The organism is Albibacillus kandeliae, assembly GCF_003116585.1.
Taxonomy (GTDB): domain Bacteria; phylum Pseudomonadota; class Alphaproteobacteria; order Rhodobacterales; family Rhodobacteraceae; genus Albibacillus; species Albibacillus kandeliae.
Genome location: NZ_QEHM01000003.1, coordinates 976,776 through 988,332 on the forward strand (window position 1 = coordinate 976,776; position 11,557 = coordinate 988,332).

Genomic DNA, 11,557 nt, shown 5'->3' on the forward strand with positions numbered 1-11,557 from the left:
CGCTACAGTGCGATGCTGAGGCAAAGAAATCCGTCGGCGTCGTAGCCAAGGCTCCGCACTCCGCTGCGCGCGATTTCCTTCAGATGCTTGGTTGCGCCGGGCCCGGTCTGGACGGTGACCCGCGTTCCGGGCATCGGGACAAAGTTCCAGGGCCGCGGGGTCTGGTCCAGCGCATCGCGAGGCGTCTCGCCCGAGAGATAGCGCCGAAGCGCCTCGCGCACGCTCATGACCGGCAAGTCGATGCGCGGTGTCCGGCGCAAGGTCCGGAACAGCCCGCCGCCGCTGGCCCGGAAGCTGCTGAGCGCCGCGACAAAGCGTTGCTCCGGCTCGAGCGGCCGCCCTGCATGACGGATGTTGCGCACGCGCCCGCGCCCGGCGGGGCGCGAGAGGTCGATCTCGTAGGTCAGGCCGAAGATCACGTCGAAGGTATGCCCCGGCACCTCGGGATTCACGAGGTGAGAGTCCTCGCTGCCCGGACGCACCCGGTGGAACAGGCTGGCCGACGTTTCCAGCCAGCAGGACAGTTCGGCGCCGGTGACGATCACGGCCTGCAGGTCGTTTGGAAAGACGTAGAGATCGCACAGGTGGCGCAGGGCGAGCGGACCGGCGGGAACATCGGTGAAGCTGTCGGGTCCGGCGCGCGCCCCGTACTTGCCGGGCGAAGCTACCGAGAGCAGCGGCAGGTCGGCGCCGGGCCCCGCCCCGAGGAAGGGGCGCACCGCCGCTGCCTGCGCGGCCGCCACGGTGGCCAGCGAGCGGTCGCTGCCGAAGAAGGTGAAGTAGCTGTGCAGGCTCTCGCCGATGTGGGCAAAGGGACGGTCGAGCAGGCGGACCGCGCGGTCATGCGGCACCGCAAGGAGCGCGGCCAGCGCCGGGTCCTCCGGCACCAGCGCCTCGGCCCGCCCATCGGCGCGCCGCCGCGCGATGGGGCGCAGCGCGGTCCGGCAGTCGGCCACCTGCCACGCACCGGTGGTATCGCCCGCCAGCCGCAGGTCGATGACTCCGAGGTAGGCGCCTGCCGTTCCCGCCATGACGGTGGGCGTGCCGTGCGCAAGGCCGCGCCGGGCATCGACATGGGCCAGCCCGTGGTGGTCGGGGCCGGGCATCCTGCCGTGGGTGTGGCCTGCGATCACTGCGTCGATGCCCGGCAGCCCGGCAAGCGGTATCGCCGCGTTCTCCTGATGCGGGCGCGGCTTGGCCGGGCCCAGCCCGGAATGGCAGAGCGCCACGACGAGGTCGCAGCCCTCGCGCTTCAGTACGCTGACCGTGGCGCGCGCGCTCACGAGGATATCCTCGATGGCGAACTGCGTCTCCGGCAGGTGCGCGCTCCAGCCAAGCGTCTGCGGCGGCAGGAAGGACATCACGCCGATGCGCAGGGCCCGCCGCTCGCCCCCGTCAGTGACGACCTCCCGGTCGAGGATCGCATGAGGTTTCAGCCCCCTGATCCGCAGATCGCCAAGCGGGATCAGGTTGGTGCAGATCACGGGGCAGGACGCCTGCGCCAGAACGGTCTCCAGCGCCGGAAGGCCCTGGTCGAAATCGTGGTTGCCGAGGCCGATGGCGTCGTAATCGAGGTGCGCAAAGCACTGCATCAGCGGGTGGGGTCCGTCGTCATCCGCGCTGGTCAGGGTGTCGAGCGGGGTGCCCTGCATCGAGTCGCCGTTGTCCAGCAGCAGGGTCAGGACCCCGTTCGCGCGGGCTTCGCGGCGCGCCTCGGCAATCAGTGTCGCGGTGCGGGTCAGCCCGACGGAGGGGTCCGGGCGGTTGGCCCCGTAGTCAAAGCTCGTCAGGTGCATGTGAAGGTCGGTCGTGCACAGCAACCTGACCTGGGACAGCGCGTCGGCGTGGATCGGCGCTGTCCTGTTCATCTTTGGACGGACTCCGCAGAGGCCGCGTGTGCTGTCATGGCGGGCCCCCTTTGCAGGCTGGCACGGGAAACATCTGGGACCTATTGGAACCACACTCGGGCAGGGGTTGGACAGATCCAGCCAGCGGGAAGTTTGTGGCGCGCCTGATGCGGGTTGGCGTCAGCGGAAGTAATTGAAATCATGTTTGGCCTGTGCCAAGGCAGCGGAACGGTGGCGGAAGACCAACAGCCAGGGCGAGGTGGCGGAGCAGGCATGAAGCACGCGGAAACGGTTACATTCGGCGGTTCGGGATTGAACCGGGCCGCGCACCTGCGCGAGGACGAGGCGGCGCTGGCCCGCGCGATCAAGCAGGAGAACGCGGCCTGCGTGCTGCTGTGGCGGGGCAAGCCGCTGATGCGTGGCGACGCGCTGGCAATGGTCCCGATGGATCACCCGATCCTGCGCCAGGGGCTCGAGCGCGAAATCGACGCCCCCGTGTTCCTCGGGCTCGAGGACAGCGGCGCGCCCGATTTCGCCTGTGACATTTCCGGGTGGGAGCCCGAGGGGCTCGACACCGGGGCGCTGGGCGGCTTCTTCGATCCCTCGCTGCAGCACCACCCCGATTTCCCGCCCGACTGCGTCTTTGCCGAATTGCGCCGGGTGATGTCCTCCCTGTCCCCGCGTGATGCCGAGCTTGCCGCGACCGCCAAGGCCATCGTCAACTGGCACAGCAGCCACAAGTTCTGCGCCCGCTGCGGGGAGCGCAGCGCGGTGTCGCACGGCGGCTGGCAGCGCACCTGCCCATCCTGCGGCGGTCATCATTTCCCGCGTACGGATCCGGTGGTCATCATGCTGATCACTCACGGAAACTCGGTTCTCATGGGCCGCTCGCACGGCTGGCCCGAGGGCATGTACTCCCTGCTGGCCGGCTTCGTGGAGCCCGGCGAAACGCTGGAGGCGGCAGTGCGCCGCGAAGTGGTCGAAGAGGCGGGCATCAAGGTCGGCCATGTCGACTATCTCGCCAGCCAGCCCTGGCCTTTCCCGGCCTCGCTGATGTTCGGTTGCCGCGGAGAGGCGCTGAGCCGCGAGATCAGGATCGATCCTGTCGAGATCGAGGATGCGATCTGGGTGACCCGCGAGGACATGATGACTGTGTTCGCCGGAGAACACCCGCACATCAAGCCGGCCCGCAAGGGGGCCATTGCGCATTTTCTGTTGCAAAACTGGCTGGCAGATACGCTGGATTAAGCCGGACGCGTGAACCGGGGCCGGTTAGGGCCCCGTCAATCGGGAAGATCATGAAGTTCTCTACCAAGGAAGATATCGAGGCGCCGATCGAGGACGTCTTTGCGATGCTCTCGGAGTTCGAAACCTTCGAGCGCTCGGCGATCCGGCGCGGGGTCGAGCTGCAGCGCGTGGGCACCCATGTCGGGCCTGGCGCCGGGATGACCTGGGTGGCGAATTTCCCTCTGCGGGGCAAGCAGCGCGAGTTGCGGCTTGAGCTGATGCAGTTCGATGCGCCCGAGACGATGCGCTTTCAGGGCATGATGCAGGGCCTCGAAACCGACATGACGCTCGCGCTCGTCGCACTGTCGCCGCGCCGGACTAGGCTGTCGGTCGAATTGACGCTGAAACCGCGCTCGCTGCCCGCGCGTCTGCTGGTGCAGTCCCTGAAGCTGGCCAAGGCGAACCTCGACAAGAAATTCAAGCTGCGGGTGGCAGAGTACGCCCGGGCGCTGGAAGAGCGCCACAAGCGTACCGCCTAGGTCAGTGGCTCACTCGCGAAAGCGGCCCTCGGCCGCCGGGTAGGTTCCCAGCACCGCGACATTGGTGGTGAAGTACCGCAGTTCGTCCAGCGCCAGCCTGACGTTCGGGTCCTCGGGGTGGCCCTCGATATCCGCGTAGAACTGGGTCGCGGTGAAGTTCCCGTCGACCATGTAGCTTTCCAGCTTGGTCATGTTGATGCCGTTGGTCGCGAAGCCGCCCATCGCCTTGTAGAGCGCGGCGGGAATGTTGCGCACCTGGAACACGAAGCTGGTGATCATGCCGTGGTCGCCCCGGCGCGTCAGGTCGGCCTCGGGCGACATGATCAGGAAGCGGGTGGTGTTGTGCTGGTTGTCCTCGATGTGATGGGCCAGCACGTCCAGCCCGTAGATCTCACCGGCAAGGTCCCCGGCCAGCGCCGCGGTCGTCTTCAGCCCGGCCTCGGCGACATGCTTGGCCGATCCCGCGGTATCGGCGCCGGTGATCCGGTGGATGCCGTGTTTCTGCAGGAAGGTCTTGCACTGGCCCAGCAGGACCGTGTGGCTCATCGCATGGGTGATTTCCTCAAGCCGCGTGCCGGGCAGGGCAAGCAGGTTGATATGCACCCTGACAAAGGCTTCGTCCACGATGTGCAGGCCGGACTGCGGCAGCAGCGTGTGAATGTCGGCCACCCGGCCATAGGTGGAGTTTTCCACCGGCAGCATGGCAAGAGCGGCCTCGCCCGACTTGACCGCGTCGATCGCGTCTTCGAAGGTTCGGCACGGCAGCGCCTCCATATCCGGCCGGGCCGCGTGGCAGGCCTGATGACTGTAGGCGCCGGGCTCTCCCTGGAAGGCGATGCGGTTTGTCATGGGGCGACTTTCTGAAAAGTGGGCGTTTGGTCGCGGTGTCTATACCTTGCCTCACGCAAGGGGAAGCCTTAGACATTTGCCAAACAGATCAGATGGACACGCGATCAATGGACACGATGACGTCGACCAAGACAGTGGCTGCCCTCTGCGGTGCATTACTTGTGTTCCTGCTGGCCAAATGGGTGGCCGAGGGGGTTTATCATACAGGCGGGCACGGGGATTCCGCGGGCTACGTGATTGCTGTCGAGGACAGCGGCGGCGCGTCGGACGAGCCCGAAGTCGATTTCAGCCAGGTCATGGCAGAGGCGGATCCCGAGAAGGGCGCCAAGGTCTTCAAGAAGTGCCAGGCCTGCCACAAGGTCGAGCCGGGCGTGAACGCCACCGGCCCGTCGCTCTACGGTGTCGTCGGCCGCCAGGTCGCGACCGAAGCGGGCTTTGGCTACAGCGATGCGATGAAGGCTCACGGCGGCGAATGGACGCCCGAGGCTCTGAACGAGTTCCTGCACAAGCCGAGCGCCGCTGCGCCGGGCACCGCGATGAGCTTTGCTGGCCTGCCCAAGATCGGCGACCGGGCGGACGTGATCGCGTACCTGGACAGCCTCGACAACTGATATCATCCGATACCGGACGGGTATCTGGGGCCGCTGCGACAAGCAGCGGCCCTTTGCATGGGCGATGCCGTTGCGGTCGGGGATCGGCGGCGGCTCCCCGGTTTCGGCGGAATTACGTTATCGTTACATATCTTCAACTTGAATGTTGTTGCGGCAGGCCTTTAGCCTAGGTTGGCAAGTGACCGGCGGGCTGACCCCGCCCAAGGAGGATCAGCCTTATGAGCCGAACCCGCGATTTCGTGGTTAACCCAGGGCATGGCCGCTTTCGGCCCAACCGCCGGAGCGTTCTGGCAGGCGGTGCGAGCCTGTTCGCCGGCCTCGGGCTCGGCGGTGGTCTGGGTAGCCTTGCGCGGGCGCAGAGCGCTGGCGGCGGCATGATCGAGACCTATGGCTACAACTTCTACAACGAACTGAGCTACCCGGCCGACTTCAAGCAGTTCGCCTATGTGAACCCTGAGGCGCCCAAGGGCGGCGAGATCTCGATCGGGGTGCTTGGCACCTTCGACTCGATGAACCCCTACACCATCAAGGGCCGCGCCGGGGCATGGTCCTCCTCGATGTACGAGAGCCTGCTGGGCGAGGGCCCGGCGGATGTCTATGGCGAACAGTACGGCCTGCTGGCCGAGCGCGTCGAATACCCCGAGGACATGTCGTGGGTGATATTCCACATGCGCCCCGAGGCGACCTTCTCGGACGGCACCCCGGTCACCGCCGAGGACGTGCTGTTCAGCCACAACCTGCTGCTGGAAGAGGGGCTCGCCTCTTATGCCGCCGCGGTGAAGGCACGCATTCCGAACACCGAGGTGATCGACGAGCACAAGATCAAGTTCTATTTCACCGAGGGCATCTCGCGCCGCAGCCTGATCGACCAGGCGGGCGGCGTCTCGGTCTGGTCGAAGAAGTGGTTCGAGGACACCGGCGCCCGTCTTGACCAGAGCCGGCTCGAGACCTCGCCCGGCTCGGCACCCTACGTGCTCGACAGCTACGACGTGAACCGGCGCATCGTCTACAAGCGCAACCCCGACTACTGGGGCTGGCATCTGCCGGTGAACGTGGGACGCCACAACTTCGATCGGATCCGCTTCGAGTACTTCGGCGACGACACGGCGGCCTTCGAAGCCTTCAAGGCGGGCGAATACACCTTCCGTCAGGAGGGCGATTCAAAGAAGTGGGCGACGCAGTACAGCTTTCCCAAGGTCCAGAACGGACAGGTGGTAAAGACCGAGCTGCCCGACGGCACGCCGCCTGCGGACTCGGGTATCGTCTTCAACCTGCGACGCCCGATCATGCAGGACAAGAACCTGCGCGAGGCGCTGACGTTGGCCTACAACTTCGAATGGACGAACGAGAGCCTTCAGTACGGCCTGTTCGAGCATCGTGTCTCCTTCATGCAGGACACGCCGGTCATGGCCGAGGGCGTGCCTGAAGGCGAGGAACTGGAATTCCTGAAATCGCTGGGCGACGTGGTGCCGGCCGATCTGCTGACCGAACCCGCGCGGATGCCTCCGACGTCGAGCGCCGAGCGCCTGAACGACCGGCGCAACCTGCGCCAGGCGGCGAAACTGCTGGAAGACTCCGGCTGGGTGGTGTCGCAGAACGATGGCAAGCGGCGCAATGCCGAGGGCCAGCTGCTCGAACTCACCTTCATCTTCAACAGTTCGAACGAGGGCACGCTGAGCGCGGTCGTCGAGAACTACATCAAGAACCTCGAGATCATCGGCGTCACGCCCAAGCTCGAAAAGGTGGACGCCGCGCAGTACACCTCGCGCGAACGGGCCTTCGACTACGACCTGATCTTCGACAGCTACATTCCCTTCCTCGGCGTCGGCACGGGCCTCATGCAGGTCTACGGGTCCGAGAGCGCGGCGGTTTCGACCTTCAACCCCGCCGGGCTTGCCAGCCCGCTGGTCGACACGATCATCGAACAGGCGCTGGCCGCCCAGAGCCGGCAGGAGGAAGAGACCCGCCTCAAGGCGCTGGATCGCGCGCTGCGCTACGAGATGATCATGATCCCGGCGTGGTACCGTGGCAGCTATTGGGTGGCCTACTATGACCAGTACGAGCATCCCGATCCGCTGCCCCAGTACGATCTCGGATACCTCGACTTCTGGTGGTTCAACCAGGAGAAGGCGGACAAGCTGAAAGCCGCGGGCGCGTTGAGGTAACCGCCGGAATGGGAGCCTACATTCTCCGCCGGGTGCTGCTGATCATCCCGACCCTTCTGGGTATCATGGTGATCAACTTCGCCCTCACTCAGTTCGTGCCCGGTGGACCGGTCGAACAAGCCATCGCCCGCGCGCAGGGGCAGGGCGATGTCTTCGGCTCGTTCTCGGGCGGGCAGTCCGATGCCTCGATCGGCGAAAGCAGCGGCCTTGATCAAGCCGGGGGCGGCAGCATGGACGAGCGCTATGTCGGTGCGCGCGGCCTGCCGCAGGAATTCATCGACCAACTTGAAAAGGAGTACGGCTTTGACAAGCCGCCGCTCCAGCGCTTCCTGCTGATGCTCTGGAACTACGTACGCCTCGACTTCGGCCAGAGCTATTTCCGCTCGGTCAGCGTGATCGACCTGATCCTCGACAAGATGCCGGTCTCGATCACCTTCGGTCTCTGGTCCACCGTTCTGGCCTACGCGATCTCGATCCCGCTCGGCATCCGCAAGGCGGTCAAGGACGGATCGACCTTCGACACATGGACCTCGGGCGTGATCATCGGCGCCTATGCGATCCCTAGCTTCCTCTTCGCGATCCTGCTGCTGGTGCTCTTCGCGGGCGGGTCCTACTGGCAGATCTTCCCGCTGCGTGGACTGACCTCCGACAACTGGAGCAGCCTCTCCCCGATGGGCAAGGTACTCGACTATCTCTGGCACATCGTCCTGCCGGTCGCGGCCTATACCATCAGCGCCTTCGCGACGATGACGCTGCTGACCAAGAACAGCTTCCTCGACGAGCTCAAGAAGCAGTACGTGATGACCGCCCGCGCCAAGGGGCTCAGCGACCGCCGGGTGCTCTATGGGCACGTCTTCCGCAACGCCATGCTGATCGTCATCGCGGGCTTTCCGGCAGCCTTCCTCGGCGTCTTCCTCGGCGGCTCGCTGATCATCGAGACGATCTTCTCGCTCGATGGTCTCGGGCGGCTCGGGTTCGAAGCGGCCGTTGCCCGCGACTACCCGGTCGTCTTCGGCACGCTCTTCATCTTCGGCCTCATCGGCCTCCTGATCGGGATCCTCTCTGACCTGATGTACGTCTTTGTCGACCCGCGCATCGACTTCGAGCGGAGGGACGGCTGATGGCCCTGTCTCCCCTGAACCAGCGCCGCTGGAACAACTTCAAGCGCAACCGCCGCGCCTTCTGGTCGCTGTGGATCTTCGCCGTGCTGTTCGGCCTGAGCCTCTGCGCCGAGTTCCTCGCCTATGACAAGCCGATCCTGATCCGCTACCAGAACCAGTTCTACACACCGATCTGGCACTTCTATCCCGAGACGGCCTTCGGCGGAGATTTCCAGACCGAGGCGGTCTACCGCGACCCCGAGGTGAAATGCCTGATCGAGACCGGCGGCATGGACGCCTGCTTTGACGATCCGGAAGGGCTCATCGCCGATGCGAAGGATGGCGAGATCGACGGCGAGGCGATCCAGAAGGGCTGGATGATCTGGCCGCTGATCCCCTATTCCTACGATACCCCGGTCGACCGTCCGGGCGCCGCGCCGCTGCCGCCCAACAGCCAGAACTGGCTCGGCACCGACGATACCAAGCGCGACGTGCTGGCGCGGGTGATCCACGGCTTCCGCCTCTCGATCCTCTTCACCCTCATCGTGACCGGGTTGTCCTCGGTCGTCGGCATCGCGGCCGGAGCGGTGCAGGGCTATTTCGGCGGCCGCACCGACCTGCTGATGCAGCGCTTCATCGAGATCTGGTCCTCCACTCCGTCGCTCTACGTGATCATCATCATGTTCGCGATCCTCGGACGCGGCTTCTGGCTGCTGATCTTCCTGATGGTGGTATTCGGGTGGATGTCTCTGGTGGGCGTGGTTCGGGCCGAATTCCTGCGCGCCCGCAACCTCGAGTACGTGCGCGCGGCCAAGGCGCTGGGCGTCGGCAATATGACCATCATGTTCCGCCACATGCTGCCCAACGCGATGGTGGCGACACTGACCATGCTGCCCTTCATCGTGACCGGCACCATCAGCTCGCTCGCGGGCCTCGATTTCCTCGGCTTCGGCCTGCCGTCCTCGGCGCCGTCGCTGGGGGAACTGACCCTTCAGGCCAAGCAGAACCTGCAGGCGCCCTGGCTCGCCTTCACCGCCTTCTGCACCTTTGCCATCATGCTGTCGCTGCTGATCTTCATCTTCGAAGGCGTGCGCGATGCGTTTGACCCGAGAAAGACGTTCTCATGAGCCTGCTGGACGTGCGCGACCTCACCGTCTCCTTCCGGCAGGACGGCAAGCTGCATCAGGCGGTCAAGGGTGTCTCCTTTACCCTCGACCGGGGCGAGACCGTGGCGCTGGTTGGCGAGTCGGGCTCCGGCAAGTCGGTCACCGCCCTGTCGACCGTTTCGCTTCTGGGCGACAATGCCACCGTCGGCGGCTCGGTCACCTATGACGGGCAGCAGATGATCGGGGCCAGCAGCAAGCTGCTGCACAAGGTGCGCGGCAATGACATCAGCTTCATCTTTCAGGAGCCGATGACCTCGTTGAACCCGCTGCACACCATCGAGAAGCAGATGACCGAGTCGCTGGCCCTGCACCAGGGTCTGACCGGTGCCGCCGCCCGCGAACGGGTGCTGGACCTGCTCGACAAGGTGGGCATCCGCGAGGCCGAGAGCCGGCTGGGCGCCTATCCGCACCAGCTCTCCGGCGGACAGCGGCAGCGGGTCATGATCGCGATGGCGCTGGCCAACAAGCCCGACGTGCTGATCGCCGATGAGCCGACCACCGCGCTCGACGTGACGATCCAGGCCCAGATCCTCGACCTGCTGGCCGAACTGAAGCGGACCGAGAACATGGGTCTGCTCTTCATCACCCACGACCTCGGTATCGTGCGCCGGATCGCGGACCGGGTCTGCGTGATGAAGGATGGGGAGATCGTCGAGGAGGGACCGACCGCCGAGATCTTCGCCAACCCGCAACACCCCTATACCAGGAAGCTGCTGGCCGCCGAACCCTCCGGATCGCCGGAGCCCGTCGCGCCCGGGGCCGAGGTGCTGGCCGAGGTGGATCACCTCAAGGTCTGGTTCCCGATCTATGCGGGGCTGCTCAAGCGCACCGTGGGCCATGTGAAGGCGGTGAACGACGCGACCTTCTCCGTGCGCGCGGGCGAGACCGTGGGCATTGTCGGCGAATCCGGCTCGGGCAAAACCACCCTCGCGCTGGCCGTCCTGCGGCTGATCGCGTCCGAGGGGCAGATCGCCTTCGAGGGGAACGATATCCGGCAATGGTCGGTGAAGGAGTTGCGGCGCCTGCGCAAGGACATGCAGATCGTCTTTCAGGACCCCTATGGAAGTCTCAGCCCGCGGATGACCTGTTTCCAGATCATCTCCGAGGGGCTGAACGTGCACCGGGTCGACCCGACCCGCGACAAGCGCGAACTGGTGGCCGAGGCCATGCGCGAGACCGGGCTCGACCCGGCGGCGATGGACCGCTACCCGCACGAGTTCTCCGGCGGCCAGCGCCAGCGCATCGCAATTGCACGCGCCATGGTGCTGCGTCCCCGCCTGCTGGTGCTGGACGAACCGACCTCGGCGCTCGACATGACGGTACAGGTGCAGATCGTCGACCTGCTGCGGGACCTCCAGCGCAAGTACGGGCTCGCCTACCTCTTCATCAGCCATGACCTGCGCGTGGTCCGGACGATGTCGCACAAGGTGTTGGTGATGCGTCAGGGCGACGTGATCGAGACCGGCACCGCCGAGGAGGTCTTCGAACGCCCGCAGACCGAATACACCCGCACCCTGCTGGCCGCGGCCACCTGAGGGGCCGGGCACCGTGGGCGAGTCACCTCTTCGAGTCGCCCCGGGAGCCCCCGAGTCAGCACGGGACGATGTTTTCCCGTCTCGAGTCGCTGCCCTGTCTTGGGGAGGCCGCATCATACACCACAATATATAGAAGTTTTGCGACATGACTCGCTCAGAGAGTCGGGCTCCGAGTCGCGTCAGGCACTGTATCCGGGGCGGGATCGCGGAAATCTGCCATCCTGACGCGCCTCTAAGTCATTGATTTCATGTCGGTCTCATGGTTTCTCGAAAAAAGTGGGGCCAAAACTGAAAAAGCCTCTTGCGGGTGCTGGGTGTGGACCGTAAATAGCCCCTCACCGGCGGCGCTGAGGCGCAGGACGGGGCGCCAGACGGGCGGTACGGACGGAAGCGGACGGATCGTTACGAGACGCAAGGAAGAAAATCTGAGGTAATGCAGGCGGGGCGCGCCGAGAAGTTAGGGCGCATCTCGTGAGTTTTGTCTCTACGCTCTTTGACATTGATGACAAACTGAAGAG

Annotated in this window: 9 protein-coding genes; 7 read left to right on the plus strand and 2 right to left on the minus strand. The window is 65.3% G+C overall.

Annotation, left to right across the window (positions count from 1 at the left end):
- Positions 1–2 precede the first annotated feature (2 nt).
- Positions 3–1,868, minus strand: coding sequence for a 5'-nucleotidase C-terminal domain-containing protein (locus DDT93_RS10550; RefSeq protein ID WP_109465744.1), 1,866 nt, complete (start codon positions 1,866–1,868; stop codon positions 3–5).
- Between the two features lie 252 nt (positions 1,869–2,120).
- Here DDT93_RS10550 and nudC point away from each other — a divergent pair, with 252 nt between their 5' ends.
- Both nudC and DDT93_RS10560 read left to right on the plus strand, forming a co-directional pair.
- Entirely contained in the window at positions 2,121–3,095 is a 975-nt protein-coding gene (nudC, locus tag DDT93_RS10555) for an NAD(+) diphosphatase (RefSeq protein WP_109465745.1), read from the plus strand.
- A 50-nt stretch (positions 3,096–3,145) separates the two neighbouring features.
- On the plus strand, positions 3,146–3,613 hold the full coding sequence (locus DDT93_RS10560; RefSeq protein WP_109465746.1) for an SRPBCC family protein: 468 nt from the start codon (positions 3,146–3,148) through the stop codon (positions 3,611–3,613).
- Positions 3,614–3,622: 9 nt separating this feature from the next.
- Here DDT93_RS10560 and DDT93_RS10565 read toward each other — a convergent pair whose 3' ends face one another.
- Positions 3,623–4,462 carry a prephenate dehydratase gene (locus DDT93_RS10565; protein ID WP_109465747.1) on the minus strand — a complete coding sequence of 280 codons (840 nt, stop codon included), beginning with the start codon at positions 4,460–4,462 and terminating at the stop codon, positions 3,623–3,625.
- Positions 4,463–4,569: 107 nt separating this feature from the next.
- Here DDT93_RS10565 and DDT93_RS10570 point away from each other — a divergent pair, with 107 nt between their 5' ends.
- The 5 genes from DDT93_RS10570 to DDT93_RS10590 all read left to right on the plus strand — a co-directional run bounded on the left by DDT93_RS10570 (position 4,570) and on the right by DDT93_RS10590 (position 11,039).
- The gene (locus DDT93_RS10570; RefSeq protein WP_232825417.1) at positions 4,570–5,073 is read left to right on the plus strand and encodes a c-type cytochrome; all 504 of its coding nucleotides are present in this window, start codon (positions 4,570–4,572) and stop codon (positions 5,071–5,073) included.
- Positions 5,074–5,291: 218 nt separating this feature from the next.
- Positions 5,292–7,238, plus strand: a complete 1,947-nt coding sequence (locus tag DDT93_RS10575) for an extracellular solute-binding protein (RefSeq protein ID WP_109465749.1) — start codon at positions 5,292–5,294, stop codon at positions 7,236–7,238.
- A gap of 8 nt (positions 7,239–7,246) precedes the next feature.
- The gene (locus tag DDT93_RS10580) at positions 7,247–8,359 is read left to right on the plus strand and encodes a microcin C ABC transporter permease YejB (protein WP_109465750.1); all 1,113 of its coding nucleotides are present in this window, start codon (positions 7,247–7,249) and stop codon (positions 8,357–8,359) included.
- Positions 8,359–9,465: an ABC transporter permease gene (locus DDT93_RS10585; protein WP_109465751.1), complete on the plus strand. Its 1,107-nt coding sequence runs from the start codon at positions 8,359–8,361 to the stop codon at positions 9,463–9,465. Before DDT93_RS10580 ends, DDT93_RS10585 begins: the two co-directional genes overlap by 1 nt.
- A complete protein-coding gene (locus DDT93_RS10590) occupies positions 9,462–11,039 on the plus strand; it encodes an ABC transporter ATP-binding protein (protein ID WP_109465752.1) in 1,578 nt (525 codons plus the stop codon). Before DDT93_RS10585 ends, DDT93_RS10590 begins: the two co-directional genes overlap by 4 nt.
- Positions 11,040–11,557: the final 518 nt, after the last annotated feature.